This window comes from Morganella sp. EGD-HP17 (assembly GCF_000512315.2).
GTDB classification, from domain to species: domain Bacteria; phylum Pseudomonadota; class Gammaproteobacteria; order Enterobacterales; family Enterobacteriaceae; genus Morganella; species Morganella morganii.
Window position 1 is genome coordinate 1 of the sequence record NZ_AZRH01000002.1, and the last position, 17,150, is coordinate 17,150.

The window sequence follows — 17,150 nt, forward strand, 5'->3', positions numbered from 1 at the left end:
CCGATATGGCTCCGAACATCTTCGGCGTGGCCGTGGGGGGCAGCCGCTGGGGCGGTATCCCGAAAGCAATTGGTGCAGGTATGAGCCTGGCAGCCTCCGCCACCAAAATTACTGCGGATAATATCAGCCAGTCTGAAGCATGGCGCCGCCGCTGTCAGGAATGGGAAATCCAGAAAAATAATGCCGAATCTGAAGTGAAACAGATTGATGCCCAACTGGAAGCCCTGGCCGTCCGCCGCACCGCCACAGAGATGCAGCGCGAACACCTGGAAATCCAGCAGGCGCAGACTCAGGCACAACTGGAATTCCTGCAGCGCAAATTCAGTAATAAAGCGCTCTACAGCTGGCTGCGCGGCCGTCTGGCATCCATCTATTACCGCTTCTATGACCTGACAGCGGCACGCTGCATGATGGCGGAAAAAGCTTACGCATGGCAGACCAATGATACGGCTACCCGTTACATCAAATCAGGCGCATGGCAGAGCAATAACGCCGGGCTGATGGCCGGGGAATCTTTGCTGCTGAACCTGGCAGAGATGGAACAGGCATGGCTGAAACGGGATAGTCGCTCACTGGAGGTCACCCGTACTGTTTCTCTGGCGGCAGTGTACCGTACTGACAATGTGACTCTGGCAGAAGGAATTGCTGACCTCCTGAAAGGTAATGGCAGCGGGAATATACCGGCATCAACCGGGCTTTCAATAACCGCCGATAACCAATTGCATGCCGCGTTCAATCTGAAAGCACTGAACATTAAAGATGACTACCCTGAGGCTCTGGGCACAACACGCCGTATCAAACAGATCAGCGTGACATTACCGGCACTCGTAGAGCCCTATCAGGATATGCGGGCCATATTCCGCTATGGCGGTAACTCGTTGCCGGCCGGCTGCAAAGCCATTGCGCTATCCCACGGTATCAATGATGACGGCCTGTTCCGGCTTGATTTCAATGACGGCCGCTGGCTGCCGTTTGAAGGTATCCCGGTGGATGATGATAACAGCCTGACCCTGAGCTTCCCGGACGCAACCGGTGAGAAGCAGAAACCACTGCTACTCAGCCTGACCGACATCATCATTCATATCCGTTACACCATTTGTTAATTTTTATCCTGGCGACAAGCTGCGGGTATCAGATTGTCGCCAATAAAAACAACCCGCAGTGATCAATAACAGCCTGTCATTCAGGCTGTTATTTTTTTATTCATACTGCAGACGGGTGACTTTACCCGGCGTGCAGTCAAAATTGATCGCGCGGGCGATAGCCCGTCCCTGCTCCTGAGAAAATGCCGGATTCGTGACCGGGCTGAACATATCTGCATAATCAAGACTGGCTTTGCCGTAAATAAACCCGCCGATAAGGGGATTATTCACTGAATACATTTGCGGCAGCATTGCCATCATTGAGGATACCGGCACACCGATAAGGTGCTTTTCAAGATCACCTTCCTGTATTGTGTCCTGAGGATAAAACCACAATGGCGTACTGATAAAAAAGCGGGCATTATCATTCATGTTGGTCAGGATATATCTGACCAGCTCAATGGCGGTATCTCTGTCCAGATGCTCAATCACATCCGGCAGACAAATAACATCATATTTGGCAAATAATTCCTGCGGGATATCCTGTGCCAGTCCGTGCCAGACATTCCGGTACCAAAACCGATATCCAGCACATTTACGGAAAGCTGAGTCATCAGGTCAGTTAACTGAAAAACCAACCCCCGGGGAGAGGCGGAGCTCCCGGCACTGATCCCCTGAAACATTTTTTGTCTGCCTGAAAAACGGTAATCCTTTACTGTCTGTACCAGCATTACTGCCCTCACTAATCAGGATATTTTCTTACACGGAAGTTCCTCATGCTACCTGAGCAGCATAAGAAAAATATAGGAATCACTGACATTCCTGCGGTAAAAAAAATGCCGGTCAAATCATGACCGGCATACTTCACAACAGGAGAGCCCGGATAAATCAGGACTCACACATATCAATGCTGAGCTCTGACGGCGGCAGGCCGATTTGCAGGATGACCGGCTCATAATCCGCTGAGCCGCTCCAGTGGCGGGCAATTTTACGCGCCAGCAGGAACCCGGCAGCGCCGCCGAGCAGGCCACCCGCGAGAACCGCAGACTGACTTTCCGCCAGTGCCTGCACCAGCCCCGCACCGGCAAATAAACCCAGCAGCGGCGTGAGATACACCAGCATTGCCGAGCGCAGCAGGCTGCCTTCCGGGATCCCGACTTCCACTTTCTGGCCGGTCACCAGCGGTTCACTGACCGGAATTTCAAGCTGATGCTCCGCTTCCGGCCCCAGTTTATTCAGCAGATAAGAGCCGCATGCCGCCCGGGCTTTGCAACTGCCGCATCCGGCAGATGACCCGTAACGCAACACCGCACGCCCGTCCTGCCAGCGCACCACGGTTGCCCACTCTTTTACCATATTAACCTCCGCTGAATGTCACACCGTCAGCTATCTGCCGGGCTGTCGCCGGGGGCAGTTCGCCAAAGACAGTGATCTCATTATCACCTTTACGTATGGTGTACAGCGTACGCGAACCCTGGCGCATTGTCTGTTGATTTTCTGGTGTCTTCACCGCTTTGGCGACATTCACGGAAAATGAGAACAGGCCGTCACTGAACATCACGGTCTCAACCCATTCCTGCTCACCCACCTGGCGGCGGTTGCGGGTCATTTCTTTAAACCCGTTCGGCAGACGCATCACATCCCAGTCAAATTTGATCTTTTCCGGCTGCGGAATAGCCAGTACCGGTGGCATAGTGACAGACTGTACCGCTTTCAGTGCTTCTGTCACACTGCTGTTATTCACGGAAGCAGAAACCACGCGGAACTGTTCGAGTGAGACATTATTCTGATCCAGCAGGTCCACCTGTAACGGCAGGCCGGTTTCTTCATCTGCGACCACAATATAATTGTAACGTGAGTTATCTTTTGAGGTGATGCGCACGACCCGTCCCGGATGATCGCCGATATGGATCCGTCCGACATCAATAAAATTGTAATAGGCTTTCAGCGCACTGAAGTCCGCGAAAATAATCGACGGCAGATAATCAACAATGTGATTACCGCTCAGGCTGAATGAATCCAGCCCCGGCTCATAGTAGCTGATCTCCTGACCACGCTGGACAATTTCCCGGCGGGAGCTGTCCATCTGCATAATCTGGGCGACAGGCTGACCATCCATAACCGCATAGCGGTAACGGACCGGCGTGATACCTTTCGGGGAGATGGTGATAAAAGAGAGTTCATAACTGAGTGTGCGGGAAGCGTTACCCATATTCTGCAGCAACGCCTCAGCACTTTGTTGTGCTGAGGCCGGTGCTGCGAGTAACAGGCTGCCCGTCAGAAAAGCAACGGATAACCAGATTCGTTTCATTACTACTGCTGTGGTTGTGAAGACGCGCGACCCTGTTCCGGGGTGGCTGTCTGTTTAACTTCAGGCTGACCATCCGTGTGTACACGGCGATCCAGTTCATACTGCTGGAAAATCGCATTCAGACGCGCACCGCGCTCCTGATCAAAACGGGTCTGCGGGGCAAGACCGGCGCCGTTTTTCAGATCGAGGCTGACAGGTGACGCACTGCCCATAAACGGAACGGTATTGAATGCGGATGCATCACCGTTAACCACGCTCTCTGTGCCGTCGGTATTATAGTGCTGAACACCGATAATCACGGCCAGTGATACACAGGCTGCCATACCGATTTGTGTTAACTGACTGGCCCACGGGCGCAGTTTTGCCACAAATCCGTAATCACGCCATGTTTTCGGTTCAGGCTGAGACTCAGGGATCGCCTGAGGTGCGATATAAACCGGCTCCTGCGCCAGTGCTTCAGCTACCCGTGACGCAATATCAAAATGCATAACATCCGGCAGGTCGCCGCGCATGGTATCACGGATAAGGTGATAACCAGCCCATTCTGCCTGCAGATCTGCATCCTGTGTCAGTGCGGTAACCACTTCACTGTCAAGAGTTTCTCCGTCCATCAGTGCGGAAAGTGTCTCTTTTTGCATGCCTACGTTCCCTTCAGTGTGATTTAAGTGCTCACTGATTTTGTATCAGTGGCTGAACTTTATTATCGATGGCTTCGCGTGCGCGGAAGATACGGGAACGAACCGTGCCGACCGGGCAATCCATAATCTCAGCTATTTCTTCATAGCTCAGACCATCGAGCTCACGCAATGTAATCGCCGTTTTCAAATCCTCAGGTAAGGAATCGATCGTGCGGAAAACCACCGCTCTTAATTCTTCAGACAACATTAAGTTCTCAGGGTTCGAAATTTCTTTTAACGCCCCTGAGGATTCAAAATTCTCAGCATCTCCGGCATCCACATCACTGGACGGCGGACGGCGCCCCTGAGCAACCAGGTAATTCTTTGCTGTATTGACCGCAATACGGTACAGCCAGGTATAAAATGCACTGTCACCGCGAAATGACCCGACTGCGCGGTACGCCTTAATAAAGGACTCCTGCGCCACATCCGGAACATCACTCTGCGGAACATAACGGGATACCAGACTCGCCACCTTGTGCTGATAGCGTACCACCAGCATATTAAAGGCTTTCTGATCCCCTTTCTGTACCCGATCAACCAGCATTTGATCCGTTAACTGCTCGCTCATTCGCAGTGTTATCTCCCGAAGCTCAGCTTCACCATTCTCTTTCCTGTTTCGCTTCACTTCATCATGAGCAAGCGATACTTTGAGTCAGCTAAAATAGCGAAGTTCATTTTTCTTTTAAAAAAATTACAAAAAAGATCCTTTTTGTGATCCTCACTACATATTTTCCGGATAAATCCTGCGTATTTATCCGCAGCCTGTTTTTCCGGCAATTAACGTTACAGATTACCACGTTTTCAGCGGTAATCCCTCTGATAATCACGGAAAATTGCCGCAGGACAGTGTAAATATCCTGTAAAATCCGCTTTTGACTGAAAAAAGCACCGCCGTAACCGCCACAGTGACGCAGTTCAGTATTTCAGATAAAAACCGGTGATAAATGATTTGAAATCAGCGCTGTAACGGCCCTCTTCCGTTTTAATACTCATCGTTTTGTGCAGCGCACTGACCGGACGGCGCGATAAGGCGATTAATGTCCGGTGAAAAGGGGTATCCGGTTTATCTGACACGGCAATCTGTGTGTGCAGAAACCAGTTCTGCTCACCGGCGGCAGCGATAAAATCCTGTCCTGTGGTGTACGGCAGCACCACACAGAGCAGACCGTCCGGCGTGATAAGCTGTGCCGCATGCTCCAGCAACTGAGGGTGATCCAGTGATGTGGTGTAACGGGCGGTTTCCCGGGCACTGTTACGGCAGGCGACCGCCGGGGCGAAATACGGCGGATTACTGACGATAAGCTCATAACGGGATTGCGGGCAGGCAGCGGTAAACTCACCGATATCCTGATGAAACACCTTCATCCGGCCACCCCACGGTGACGCGAGGAAATTCTCTGCGGCCTGCGCTGCGGCGTCAGCATCAATATCCACCGCATCAATCCGTGTATCCGGCAATGACCGCTGCGCCAGCATCAGCGCCACCAGCCCGCTGCCGGTACCGATATCCAGAATACGGCGGGCATTTTCACACGGTGCCCAGCCACCGAGCAGCACCCCGTCGGTACCGACTTTCATGGCACAACGGTCGTGGGCCACAAAAAATTGTTTGCAGGCAAAACCACGGCGGCGCGGAAGTTGTTTTTCGTTTGTCATCATCACGGAACTGTTTGTCTGTTAAAATAAAGAAAACCCGGCGACAGGATACGGACTTCTGCCCGCAGAAGAAAGTCCCGCACGCTGACAACTATTTTTGATGAAGATCCTGTCCAAGCCGTTTATAATCAGCGGTCCAAACAGAGGTATATAATGACTGCAACTACTTTTTCTGAACTTGAACTGAACGATGAACTGATCCGCGCACTGGATGCCAAGGGCTATGAGCGTCCGACCGCCATCCAGGAAGCCACTATTCCGGCTGCGCTGGATAATCGTGATATTCTGGGTTCAGCCCCGACCGGCACCGGCAAAACTGCCGCTTATCTGCTGCCGGCCATTCAGCACCTGTCTGACTTCCCGCGTAAAAAATCCGGGCCGCCGCGCGTGCTTATCCTGACTCCGACCCGCGAACTGGCTATGCAAGTGGCGGATCAGGCCAGAGAATTCTGTCAGTTCACCCATCACGATGTCGCCACCATCACCGGCGGCGTAGCTTATATGAACCACGCCGAAGTGTTCAGTGAGAACCAGGATATTGTTGTCGCGACCACCGGGCGTCTGCTGCAGTATATAAAAGAAGAGAACTTTGACTGCCGCGCGGTTGAGATCCTGATCCTCGACGAAGCTGACCGCATGCTGGACATGGGCTTTGCCAACGATATCGAAACCATCGCCGGTGAAACCCGCTGGCGCACACAGACTATGCTGTTCTCCGCCACCCTCGAAGGTCAGGCTATCCGCGATTTCGCCAAACGGATCCTGAACGAGCCGGTTGAGATCGAAGCTGACCCGTCACGCCGTGAGCGCAAAAAAATCCAGCAGTTCTACCTGCGTGCCGATGACCTGGAGCACAAGAAAGCCCTGCTCGCACATTTGCTGAAACAACCGGATGTCACCAAAACGGTGGTGTTTGTCCGCAAACGTGAGCGCGTGCGTGAACTGTCTGACTGGCTGCGCACACAGGATATTGTCTCCTGCTATCTTGAAGGCGAAATGGTTCAGGCGAAACGCAACGAAGCCATCAGCCGTATGACTGACGGCCGTGCTACTGTGCTTATCGCCACCGATGTGGCCTCCCGCGGGATCGACATCGAAGATATCAGCCACGTATTTAACTTTGACCTGCCGCGCACCGCGGATGTCTACCTGCACCGTATCGGGCGCACCGCCCGTGCCGGACGCAAAGGGGTGGCTGTTTCACTGGTGGAATCTCACGACCAGCCGCTGCTCGGCAAAATCATCCGTTATATTGAAGAGCCGGTTAAAATGCGCGTGATTGATGAGCTACGGCCGAAAACCCGTGCGCCATCGGAGAAAGCGACGCACAAGCCGTCGAAAAAAGTGCTCGCCAAGCGCAAAGAGCAGAAAATCGCTGAAACTGAGAAGAAGAAAAAAACCAAAATCCGTCATCGCGTCAGTAAAAATATCGGAAAACGACGCAAGCCAGGCGCAGATCACGCGGGACAAACTCCTGCGGCCGCTGAGCCACAGGAATAAACGGAACTCCTTCTCTCTGATAAAAGAAAACGGACTGTCACAGTCCGTTTTTTTATGCTTACTCCCGGATTTCATCCATCTGTTCCATCGCGGTAACCACCTGCGACAGGGTATGTGCCTTCACGCCGAGAACCAGTTTCTGCAAAACGGAATGCGCATGCTGCGGCGGATAATACTCCAGCGCTATCCGCTGCCCCAGTGCTTTCGGAAGATCCAGCCCGTCCTGGATATGCGTGAGCCAGTCATGCTCCAGCACATAATGACGGATAAGCTCTGCCCCGCGCGCACGCGCCGTCACCAGAGAAACGCCCTCTTCCGCCAGCGTATTTTCCGCCAGCCCCGCCGCATTGAATATCACCGCCGGCTGCTGCAGCACCACAGCACAGAATGATGCCAGCCCGCCGCCGAGAGAATGCCCGACAAACAGCCACGGACAAACGGATTGCGACAACAGATGTGCTGCCAGTGACACCGCCTCCTGATACTGCCGGGCCGGTAATCCGTGCCCCTGGCGGATATTGGTCATCATATCTGACATATCATTACTGCCCGCAAACGCCAGAATACCGGTATCACGGTAATGATAAATCATACTCTGCAGGCCGGACGGGCTGCTTAACTGCTCTTCCGTCAGCGAGAGCGAGGCCAGTGTCTGCGCATCAGAACGACTGACCCCGCCGATATCACGGCTGCCGGGCTGATAACTGTCTGAACACAGCCGGGCCAGGGTAATATCATCGGGAAAACCATCCTGCCGGATCCCGGCGGGTGCCGGCAGCAATAAATCCGCTGCGGTTAAATGCTGCCGCTGCAAAAGGGACTGACAATGCGGCGTGGATGAGAAAGCCAGTAACTGCGAAAAATAGTGTTCAATCAACATAAGTATACCTCCCCGGATACAGAAGGCTTCACTTAACGCTATTCATCACACTGTAACAATATCATTTTTTATCAGTGAGTTACCATATCCTTATCCGTCAGACATAAAAAAACCACGCCGGAGCGTGGTTTTCGGAACAAGGACTATTGCCGGAACGATTACAGGCTGGCAGTAAAAGTACGGGCAATAACGTCGCGCTGCTGTTCAGGAGTCAGTGAGTTGAAACGCACTGCATAACCGGAAACACGGATAGTTAACTGCGGGTATTTTTCCGGATGGTTAACAGCATCTTCCAGAGTTTCACGACGCAGAACGTTCACGTTCAGGTGCTGACCACCTTCAACACGGACGGTAGGCTGAACCTGTAAATTCACTTCGCGGTACTCGAAAGGACCTAATGCGGCACGGGAAACAACATCACCGTCTGCATATTGTTCTTTTGCACAGATGCAGCGTACTTCGTCTTTGCTGTCATCCAGCAGCCAGAAAGAGTTAACCAGTGCAGCGTTTTCGGATTTAGTAATTTGAATACCAGTAACCATGATGACCTCCGGGTGATTCGTTATCAATTTATTGATTGTCATTTAACTTGGAATATTGGTCTAACCAATGTCTCTGCATCTTATATACCAAGAATACAGGGGTGATTCTTTGACATATATCAATAAAAATCATATCAATTTTTAACCGCTATGGTAAAAGTCTGTTTTAAATCAAAATTTCATTTTTGCTATTTTCAGTTTTTTTTGTAAAAAATCAGCCATTTTCGCCCTGCCACTGCGGTTATCAGAACCGGCCCGCAAAAAAATCCCTTCTTATTTCCTAACAACGGATAAGTCAGGTAAGCTGAATGCAACTCTTGTAATAAATGAAGGATAACGACACGATGTCTGCATCACTGACCTGGCATGATGTCATCGGCCATGAGAAAACCCAGCCCTATTTCATTGAAACACTCCGTGTTGTCGCTCATGAACGAGAAATTGGTAAGACCATTTACCCACCACAGAAAGATGTCTTTAACGCATTCCGTTATACGGAGCTGTCTGATGTGCGGGTCGTGATTCTGGGACAGGATCCGTACCACGGACCGAACCAGGCACACGGTCTCTCTTTCTCTGTGCTGCCGGGTATTCAGCCGCCGCCGTCGCTCGTAAATATGTATAAGGAACTGGAAGCGGATATCCCGGGATTTACCCGGCCGAATCACGGCTGCCTCGTCAGCTGGGCACAACAGGGCGTGTTACTGCTTAATACCGTGCTGACGGTTGAACGCGGCCAGGCACACTCACACGCCAAACTGGGCTGGGAAACGTTTACCGATAATGTGATTGCGGCCGTCAATGCCCATTGTGAAGGTGTGATTTTCCTGCTCTGGGGCGCACATGCCCAGCGGAAAGGCCAATACATTGATCAGCAAAAGCATGTGATACTGAAAGCGCCACACCCGTCACCGTTATCCGCACACCGTGGTTTCCTGGGCTGCGGTCACTTCTCAAAGACCAATGCGATACTGACAGAGCGCGGTCAGGCACCCATCGACTGGCAGCCGGTGATCCCGGCAGAGCTTCAGCCCGGCGCATAATACTGAGACAAAAATGCCGCCCTTGCGGCGGCATGAGATTGCAGACAAAGCAGGATAAAACGGGATTTTTCCTGCTTTGTGTTATCAGCCGAAAATCAATAAATTGATTTTCCTGGTTTATTTTTACAACCTCTTTCGGCCGCCGCCAACCCCTGCGGGTTTGTCAACGGCCTGATGCCGCCTTTGCGGCGGCATTCCGTTGTTGCGTGGAAACGATCCTTATTTGGAGACCATCACCATCGCCGGACGCAGCAGGCGGCCGTTTAAGGTGTAGCCTTTCTGCATCACTGTCACCACATGGTTGGACTCGTGATCCGCAGCATCCACCATACTGATGGCCTGATGCACATCCGGATTGAACGGCACTTTTGTCTCTTCGACCACTTCGATACCGAATTTTTTCACGGCATCCAGGAAGGATTTCAGTGTCAGTTCCAGCCCTTCCAGCATACTTTTCTGTGCTTCATCTTCCGGATTCACCGCACTCAGTGCACGCTCCAGGTTATCAATCACAGGTAATAATTCATTAGAAAAACGTTCTAATGCAAACTTATGGGCTTTTTCAACATCCTGTTCCATACGGCGGCGGTTGTTTTCAATCTCCGCTTTGGCGCGCAGCATCGCTTCGCGTTCCGTTTTACGGGACTCTTCCAGCTCATGCTCCAGTTCCGCAATACGGGCCTGTGCTGCTGCGGCGGCATCCGCCTGCTCCGTTTCCGGCTGCTCTGCTGCCGTGTTCAGGGTCTCCGCTGCATCTGCAACAGGTTCTTCGTGCGTTTTTTGTTCGTGACTACTCATAAAATCTCCGCGTATTTCGCAATAATCCTGATTCTTGTTTATTATGGGGATCAAACTCAGAGATTCAAGGGAATGGCGATTAAGTGAGGCTAAAACGCACATGCTGACGGACAATACCGCAAAAAACAAATCGTTCCGCTGTATCGGAATTGTCGGCCATCCGCGCCATCCTGAAGCGCTGGCAACACACGAACTGCTGTATCACTGGCTGTTGAAAAAAGGTCTGCGTGTGATTGTCGAAAGTGATGTTGCCGCTGAAATGCGGCTGACCGATGCTGTCACCGGCACACTGCCGGATATCGGGCAGCAGGCCGACCTGGTGATTGTGATCGGCGGGGACGGCAATATGCTCGGCGCCGCCCGTGTGCTCTCCCGCTATGGCGCGGATGTGATCGGCGTAAACCGGGGAAACCTCGGCTTTCTGACTGATCTCGCGCCAGACAATGCACTCCAGCAGCTCGACCGCGTGCTGACCGGGGAATACCACGTCGAAAAACGGTTTCTGCTCGATGCCGGGGTACTCAGCCCCAACGGCAAACTGCGCCGCAGCACCGCGCTCAATGAAGTGGTACTCCACCCCGGAAAAGTCGCCCACATGATTGATTTTGAAGTCTATATTGATGAGCGCTTTGCCTTTTCCCAGCGTTCTGACGGCCTGATCATCACCACCCCGACCGGCTCCACCGCCTATTCACTTTCAGCGGGCGGGCCGATCCTGACACCCAATCTTGATGCTATCGCCCTGGTACCGATGTTCCCGCACACCCTCTCCTCGCGGCCGCTGGTGATCAGCAGTCACAGCACCATTACCCTGAAATTCCCGCAGACCAATATTGACTATGAAGTCAGCTGTGACAGCCAGATAGCACTGCCGATACAGGAAGGGGATGTGGTCAGGATCAAACGCAGCAGCAAAACTCTCGATCTCATACACCCGATTGATTATAACTATTTCAATACGTTAAGCACAAAACTCGGCTGGTCTAAAAAAATGTTCTGATTTTTTTCATTCCGCCTCTTTACCGGATACAAATCCTGATTATACTGTATGTAAAAACAGGTATGTGTATATCCACAGGAGAGGCGGCATGTTAACCCAGCTCACCATTAGTCAGTTTGCCATTGTCCGCGAGTTAGAAATCGACTTCCGCGCCGGTATGTCCGCCATCACAGGTGAAACCGGTGCCGGTAAATCCATTGCCATTGATGCACTGGGATTGTGCCTCGGCAACCGCGCGGATGCCAATATGGTGCGTCCCGGCGCTAACCGCGCTGATATCTGCGCCCGCTTCTCTCTGAAAGATACCCCGGCTGCCCGTCTCTGGCTGGAGGAACACCAACTGGATGATAATCAGGAATGCCTGCTGCGCCGCACTATCAACAGCGACGGGCGTTCCCGTGGTTTTATCAACGGCACAGCCGTACCGCTGTCACAACTGCGTGAGCTCGGCACACTGCTGATCCAAATCCACGGACAGCATGCCCATCAGCATCTGCTGGAAAGCAGTCACCAGAAAATTCTGCTGGATACCTATGCCAACCAGGGCTTACTGCTCGGTGAAATGAAAAAAGCCTGGCAACAATGGCACAACGCTTGTCAGGCACTGGCGCTCTATCAGCAGCAGGCACTGGAGCGGGAAGCCCGCCGGCAACTGGTTGATTATCACCTGAAAGAACTCGGTGAATTTGAACCCCGTGAAGGGGAATTTCCGGATATTGATGCGGAATATAAACGCCTGGCGAATGCCGGTCAGTTTCTGAGCCTGAGTCAGGGCACCTTAAACATTCTCAGTGAAAATGATGAAAACAACATTATCAGCATGCTCAATCATGCCCGTCATGAACTCAGCGAACTGATCTCACTGGATGAAAGCCTGTCCCCGTTACTGACCATGCTGGAAGAAGCCGCCATTCAGGTGGATGAAGTCAGCAATGAACTGCGTCACTACAGTAACCGCGTGGATCTCGATCCAAACCGGCTGTATGAACTTGAGCAACGAATCTCCCGTTACATCAGCCTGAGCCGTAAACACCACACCACGCCGGAAGAATTATATGTTCTGTATGCACAGTTGCAGGAAGAGCAGCAGATGCAGCAGGAGAGTGAACAGCACAGCGAAGAACTGAGTCGCGAAGCGGAACAATATTATCAGCAGGCGCTGACAATCGCACAGCAGTTACATATGGTCAGAGAACACTACGCCGCTGAACTGAGTGAGCTTATCACACAGAGCATGCACCATTTATCCATGCCGCACGGCCGCTTTACCGCTGATGTGATTTTTACCCCGGAACAACTGAGTATGGACGGCGCGAGCAGAGTTGAATTTAATGTCACCACCAACCTGGGACAGCCTCATCAGGCACTGGCGAAAGTGGCATCCGGCGGGGAGTTATCCCGTATTGCCCTGGCAATTCAGGTGATCACCGCGAAGAAAATGGACACTCCGGCACTGATTTTCGACGAAGTGGATGTGGGGATCAGCGGCCCGACAGCCGCTATCGTCGGGAAACTGCTGCGTGAACTGGGCGAATCCACACAGGTCATGTGTGTGACTCACTTACCACAGGTTGCGGGTTGCGGACATCAGCACTACTTTGTCAGCAAACACACCAACGGCACGGAAACTGAAACCGCCATGCAGTTGCTGGATAAAAAAGCACGGGTACAGGAACTGGCCCGGTTACTTGCCGGAACTGCCGTCACCAAAAATACCCTTGCCAGCGCAAAAGAATTGCTGGCAGCATGACAAACAAGCTGATTTCATCTAACTTTTATGCGATCCTGCGGTCATAGAAAAATGTAAAGGTTTTCAATTTGATTATTGTCGATTATCATCGTCACAAAGAATCCTAAAGGAATGAAATCACCATGCGTTGTAAATTGCTGATTGCCGCAACGACATCTTTGTTGCTGTTAACTGCCGGTTGTTCCACTCTGGAGCGTGTCGTTTACCGCCCGGATATCAACCAGGGTAACTACCTGACACCGGCAGACGTGGCGAAGATCCAGAAAGGAATGACCCAACAGCAAGTCGCCTATACACTCGGTACCCCGATGTTACGTGACCCGTTCGGAACACAGACCTGGTATTATGTCTTCCGCCGTGAACCGGGCCATGAGCCGGTGAAACAGGAAACACTGACACTGGTCTTTGACTCAGCCGGTACACTGAGCCAAATCACGAACACCAATTACAAGCCTGACGGCGGTGACGAAACAGCAAGTGAAATCGCCAGTGAGACTGTCACTGACTGATCACCTGTTGTCACGCTGAAACAACGTGTGGTTAACAACAAAAAACCCGCTGATATATTACAGATCAGCGGGTTTTGTTCATTTATCTGTTCCGGTTTGGTGTTACTGACTGGTGTCACCGGCCAGCCCGCCGCACACAATCCATTCATTGGATTTATAACGAATAATTATTCATCACCATGATTTATCACTCTCCGGTATTTTATCTGTTCCATCCTGGTAATAATCATGATACTCAAACATTACTTTCCTTATATTTCCGCCAATTAGCCGGAGATATATTATTTACCAGGGTAACCACACTATAAAAACGGATATAAATCATTAGTATAATTAACTTTTCAGAAATATCTCACTGACCGATAGTATCGTGCTAGTATTCACGATTATTTTATTTTCACGCATGTTTAATAAGTAAGGTTAATGGCATGTCTAATCGCTTAAAGCTACAGGACGGAAAAACGCTGACTCTTGCGTCTTTGGGTGGTGCGCTGGAATTTTACGATTTTATCGTATTCCTCACCTTCGCACCCTTTTTGCAGACACTCTTCTTTCCGAGTGACTCACCGCTGCTTTCGAGTATCATGACCTATCTGACCTATGCGGTCGCTTATTTTGTCCGCCCGCTCAGCGGCGTGATAATGGCACATTTCGGCGACCTGATTGGCCGCAAAAAAATGTTTATGCTCTCCCTGTTCCTGATGGCGATCCCAACCCTGCTGATCGGCCTGCTGCCGACCTATGAGCAGATTGGCTATGCCGCGCCGGTCTTGCTGCTGATTATGCGTCTGTTACAGGGCATCGCATTAGGCGGAGAAGTGCCGAGTGCACACGTCTTTGTCACCGAGCATGTCCCGCAGAACCGTATCGGTCTGGCGAACAGTATGATTGCCAGCGGCCTGACATTCGGCGTGGTTATCGGCCATTTCGCGGCTTACCTGATTTACACCAATTTCAGCAATGACCAGATCTTAAGTTTTGCATGGCGTTATCCGTTTATCTGCGGCGGGGTTTTAGGCCTGATTGCCGTGTATTTACGCCGCTATCTGCGTGAAACACCGGTATTCCTGGAGATGAAAAAGCGCAAAGAACTGATTGATATGCCAATCAAAGAGGTATTGAAGAGCTACAAACCTGCCACGATGATCTCTATTCTTGCCACCTGGCTGCTGACCACCGGTGTGGTTCTGGTCGTCCTGGCACCAAACCTGATGAAATCCGATATCTTTAAAATCGACCCGGAATTTGTCAGTAAAATTGCCATCCTCGCCACCGTCATGAACATGGTCGGCAGTATTATTGCGGGGATTGTGTCCGATAAACTCGGCATCCGCAAAACTGTTGTGATATACAGCATCCTGCTCGCCGCCACCAGCTATGCCTTCTTTAATTCCCTGGGCAGCGGTGACCACACCACGATCGGCTTCTTATATTCCCTGGCCGCCCTGTTCCTGGGTCTGGTTGCCTGTGTGCCGATTATTATTATCAAACTGTTCCCGGCCAATATCCGCTTAAGCGGCATCGGGTTCTCTTATAACATCGGTAACGCCCTGTTCGCCGGACTGACCACCTTCACCGTACCGGTTATCGCTGAACACGTTAACCCGATGTTTATCGCCTACTATATTCTGTTCCTCTGTGCTCTCGGCCTGTTTATCAGCTTCTGCCTCGGCAAAAAATCGATGAAGTTTTATGTCTGATAACGATATCTGATAACAAAGCGCAGTAATAAAAAACGGGGAATATTCCCCGTTTTTTATTTATCTGTGTGACAGTACACTTTTTATAAATCCAGTGACCGTTTCCACAGCAGAAAATCGAACTGCTCCAGACGGTCTGCTTTCACCTTATATTCCCCGCCTGCCGTTTCAATCACGCGCTCAAACAGCCCTTTGCTGATTTCCGGCAATGGCACACCTTCTATCACCGGACCGCAGTCGTAGTCAATCATATCTGACAAACGCTGAGCGATAGCGCTGTTGGTGGAAATCTTGACGACCGGCACGATAGGGTTTCCTGTCGGTGTTCCCAGCCCGGTGGAAAAAATAACAACGTTACAGCCCGCAGCCACCAATCCGGTCACCGCATCCACATCATTTCCCGGTGTGCAGACCAGAGACAGTCCGCTGTCCGGCATCGGTTCCGCATAGTCACACACCGCACTGATCGGCGATTTTCCGCCTTTTTTCGCCGCACCGGTTGATTTAATCGCATCGGTAATTAATCCATCAGCAATATTTCCGGGACTCGGGTTATCCGCGATAGTGGTATTAAAGAAGTTCGCGGTTTTCTCATACTGTCCCATCAGATCGAGGAATTTCTTTTTATCCTCAAAGCGGATGCAGCGTTTTACCATATCCCCTTCCGCACCGCACAGCTCTGGGAATTCCGCCAGGCCGGAAGCGCCGCCAAGTGTCACCAGCCAGTCAGACACCAGTCCCATCGCCGGATTGCCGGAAATGCCCGAGAACCCGTCAGATGCCCCGCACTTTACGCCGAGCTTAAGATATGACAGCGGTACATCCGTACGGCTCTGAGGTTTCACCGCTTTCATGCACTCATAGGTTTGTTTCAGCGCCGTCTGCATCATCTCTTCTTCGCTGTTCCATTCCTGCTGCCGGAAATAGAGCGCCGGTTTATCAAATGCCGGATTACGTGCCGCCAGCGACTCTTTGAACATCTTGCGCTGTGCTTTTTCACATCCCAGGCTGAACACAGTAATGCCAATCACATTCGGGTGGTCCGCATACGCAGCCAGTACATCACACATGGTTTTACTGTCAGAGGTGGCACCGCCGCAGCCGCTGGTCACAGTAATACAGCGCACGCCCTCAATATGCGGGAACAGCTTAGGTTTTGTGGCCTGCACCTGCTCACCGGCGGTCAAATCCAGAGCGAAACTTTTCAGGCTGTTATTGGTGTAGCCCAGCGCCTCATTCAATGCATCCGTCAGCTTGGTGACATTGCGGTTCTCACAGAACACCAGCGGGAAAATCAGCCAGTAATTAGCTGTTCCGACCCGGCCATCGTCACGGACATAACCTTTAAATGTCCGGTCTTTCCAGGCCGACACATCTGGGATCTGCCATTCATAATCTCCGTTCTCCTCCAGTGATACCGGGGCTGCATAATGGCGGATATTATCCACGGTAATCACTTCCCCGCGTGCAATCGGTTTTGTTGCTTTCCCGACAGCAGTGCCGTACATGGAGACAATGCCGCCTTCCGGCACCGCTTCCAGAGCAAACTTGTGTTTGGCTTTTACATTCGTGACCAGAGTGATTGATTCATCACCCCACTGATACACCTCACCGGCATGTAAATCCTTCAGTGCCACGATTAAATTATCAGTTTCATCAATACGTAATATCTTTTGCATAACTCACCTTCCGGTTATTG

The 17,150-nt window shown here is 51.5% G+C and carries 16 protein-coding genes and 1 pseudogene; 7 read left to right on the forward strand and 10 right to left on the reverse strand.

The window, feature by feature from the left end; translation table 11 throughout:
• Positions 1-1,103, forward strand: a pseudogene (locus X965_RS19505) (insecticidal toxin protein); the annotation flags it as partial.
• Between the two features lie 96 nt (positions 1,104-1,199).
• Here the strand turns inward: X965_RS19505 and X965_RS02410 are convergent.
• The 6 genes from X965_RS02410 to X965_RS02440 form a co-directional block, all read right to left on the reverse strand.
• Positions 1,200-1,574 carry a hypothetical protein gene (locus tag X965_RS02410; RefSeq protein WP_036416890.1) on the reverse strand — a complete coding sequence of 125 codons (375 nt, stop codon included), beginning with the start codon at positions 1,572-1,574 and terminating at the stop codon, positions 1,200-1,202.
• Positions 1,575-1,970: 396 nt separating this feature from the next.
• The gene (rseC, locus tag X965_RS02420; RefSeq protein ID WP_036416892.1) at positions 1,971-2,438 is read right to left on the reverse strand and encodes a SoxR-reducing system protein RseC; all 468 of its coding nucleotides are present in this window, start codon (positions 2,436-2,438) and stop codon (positions 1,971-1,973) included.
• 1 nt (position 2,439) lies between these two features.
• A complete protein-coding gene (gene rseB, locus X965_RS02425; protein ID WP_004241907.1) occupies positions 2,440-3,393 on the reverse strand; it encodes a sigma-E factor regulatory protein RseB in 954 nt (317 codons plus the stop codon).
• A gap of 2 nt (positions 3,394-3,395) precedes the next feature.
• The gene (gene rseA / locus X965_RS02430) at positions 3,396-4,031 is read right to left on the reverse strand and encodes an anti-sigma-E factor RseA (protein WP_036416894.1); all 636 of its coding nucleotides are present in this window, start codon (positions 4,029-4,031) and stop codon (positions 3,396-3,398) included.
• A gap of 31 nt (positions 4,032-4,062) precedes the next feature.
• A complete protein-coding gene (gene rpoE, locus X965_RS02435; RefSeq protein ID WP_004236997.1) occupies positions 4,063-4,641 on the reverse strand; it encodes an RNA polymerase sigma factor RpoE in 579 nt (192 codons plus the stop codon).
• A 347-nt stretch (positions 4,642-4,988) separates the two neighbouring features.
• Positions 4,989-5,732 carry a tRNA1(Val) (adenine(37)-N6)-methyltransferase gene (locus tag X965_RS02440; RefSeq protein WP_036416896.1) on the reverse strand — a complete coding sequence of 248 codons (744 nt, stop codon included), beginning with the start codon at positions 5,730-5,732 and terminating at the stop codon, positions 4,989-4,991.
• Positions 5,733-5,882: 150 nt separating this feature from the next.
• Here X965_RS02440 and srmB point away from each other — a divergent pair, with 150 nt between their 5' ends.
• Entirely contained in the window at positions 5,883-7,229 is a 1,347-nt protein-coding gene (srmB, locus tag X965_RS02445; protein WP_004236999.1) for an ATP-dependent RNA helicase SrmB, read from the forward strand.
• 58 nt (positions 7,230-7,287) lie between these two features.
• Here srmB and X965_RS02450 read toward each other — a convergent pair whose 3' ends face one another.
• Both X965_RS02450 and grcA read right to left on the reverse strand, forming a co-directional pair.
• Complete coding sequence (locus X965_RS02450; RefSeq protein WP_036416897.1) at positions 7,288-8,109, reverse strand: XLPA; 822 nt, start codon at positions 8,107-8,109, stop codon at positions 7,288-7,290.
• 158 nt (positions 8,110-8,267) lie between these two features.
• On the reverse strand, positions 8,268-8,651 hold the full coding sequence (grcA, locus tag X965_RS02455; protein WP_004237002.1) for an autonomous glycyl radical cofactor GrcA: 384 nt from the start codon (positions 8,649-8,651) through the stop codon (positions 8,268-8,270).
• 344 nt (positions 8,652-8,995) lie between these two features.
• Here grcA and ung point away from each other — a divergent pair, with 344 nt between their 5' ends.
• Positions 8,996-9,694: a uracil-DNA glycosylase gene (ung, locus tag X965_RS02460; protein WP_036416902.1), complete on the forward strand. Its 699-nt coding sequence runs from the start codon at positions 8,996-8,998 to the stop codon at positions 9,692-9,694.
• A gap of 219 nt (positions 9,695-9,913) precedes the next feature.
• Here ung and grpE read toward each other — a convergent pair whose 3' ends face one another.
• Positions 9,914-10,492, reverse strand: coding sequence for a nucleotide exchange factor GrpE (grpE, locus tag X965_RS02465; RefSeq protein ID WP_004237004.1), 579 nt, complete (start codon positions 10,490-10,492; stop codon positions 9,914-9,916).
• 100 nt (positions 10,493-10,592) lie between these two features.
• On the opposite strand from grpE, the gene nadK reads away from it, so the two are divergent.
• The 4 genes from nadK (at position 10,593) to X965_RS02485 (ending at position 15,451) form a co-directional block, all read left to right on the forward strand.
• Entirely contained in the window at positions 10,593-11,492 is a 900-nt protein-coding gene (nadK, locus tag X965_RS02470) for an NAD(+) kinase (RefSeq protein ID WP_004237006.1), read from the forward strand.
• Between the two features lie 88 nt (positions 11,493-11,580).
• A complete protein-coding gene (recN, locus tag X965_RS02475) occupies positions 11,581-13,242 on the forward strand; it encodes a DNA repair protein RecN (RefSeq protein WP_036416908.1) in 1,662 nt (553 codons plus the stop codon).
• A gap of 122 nt (positions 13,243-13,364) precedes the next feature.
• Positions 13,365-13,751 carry an outer membrane protein assembly factor BamE gene (gene bamE / locus X965_RS02480; RefSeq protein ID WP_004241898.1) on the forward strand — a complete coding sequence of 129 codons (387 nt, stop codon included), beginning with the start codon at positions 13,365-13,367 and terminating at the stop codon, positions 13,749-13,751.
• 428 nt (positions 13,752-14,179) lie between these two features.
• Positions 14,180-15,451: an MFS transporter gene (locus X965_RS02485; protein ID WP_004241895.1), complete on the forward strand. Its 1,272-nt coding sequence runs from the start codon at positions 14,180-14,182 to the stop codon at positions 15,449-15,451.
• 83 nt (positions 15,452-15,534) lie between these two features.
• Here the strand turns inward: X965_RS02485 and X965_RS02490 are convergent, their stop codons facing one another.
• Complete coding sequence (locus X965_RS02490) at positions 15,535-17,130, reverse strand: UxaA family hydrolase (RefSeq protein ID WP_036416909.1); 1,596 nt, start codon at positions 17,128-17,130, stop codon at positions 15,535-15,537.
• Positions 17,131-17,150: the final 20 nt, after the last annotated feature.

Coding starts and splice junctions, on each gene's coding strand:
- rseC (WP_036416892.1), bottom strand. CDS start 2,438: ATGGTAAAAGAGTGGGCAACCGTGGTGCGCTGGCAGGACGGGCGTGCG.
- rseB (WP_004241907.1), bottom strand. CDS start 3,393: ATGAAACGAATCTGGTTATCCGTTGCTTTTCTGACGGGCAGCCTGTTA.
- rseA (WP_036416894.1), bottom strand. CDS start 4,031: ATGCAAAAAGAGACACTTTCCGCACTGATGGACGGAGAAACTCTTGAC.
- rpoE (WP_004236997.1), bottom strand. CDS start 4,641: ATGAGCGAGCAGTTAACGGATCAAATGCTGGTTGATCGGGTACAGAAA.
- X965_RS02440 (WP_036416896.1), bottom strand. CDS start 5,732: ATGATGACAAACGAAAAACAACTTCCGCGCCGCCGTGGTTTTGCCTGC.
- srmB (WP_004236999.1), top strand. CDS start 5,883: ATGACTGCAACTACTTTTTCTGAACTTGAACTGAACGATGAACTGATC.
- X965_RS02450 (WP_036416897.1), bottom strand. CDS start 8,109: ATGTTGATTGAACACTATTTTTCGCAGTTACTGGCTTTCTCATCCACG.
- grcA (WP_004237002.1), bottom strand. CDS start 8,651: ATGGTTACTGGTATTCAAATTACTAAATCCGAAAACGCTGCACTGGTT.
- ung (WP_036416902.1), top strand. CDS start 8,996: ATGTCTGCATCACTGACCTGGCATGATGTCATCGGCCATGAGAAAACC.
- grpE (WP_004237004.1), bottom strand. CDS start 10,492: ATGAGTAGTCACGAACAAAAAACGCACGAAGAACCTGTTGCAGATGCA.
- nadK (WP_004237006.1), top strand. CDS start 10,593: ATGCTGACGGACAATACCGCAAAAAACAAATCGTTCCGCTGTATCGGA.
- recN (WP_036416908.1), top strand. CDS start 11,581: ATGTTAACCCAGCTCACCATTAGTCAGTTTGCCATTGTCCGCGAGTTA.
- bamE (WP_004241898.1), top strand. CDS start 13,365: ATGCGTTGTAAATTGCTGATTGCCGCAACGACATCTTTGTTGCTGTTA.
- X965_RS02485 (WP_004241895.1), top strand. CDS start 14,180: ATGTCTAATCGCTTAAAGCTACAGGACGGAAAAACGCTGACTCTTGCG.
- X965_RS02490 (WP_036416909.1), bottom strand. CDS start 17,130: ATGCAAAAGATATTACGTATTGATGAAACTGATAATTTAATCGTGGCA.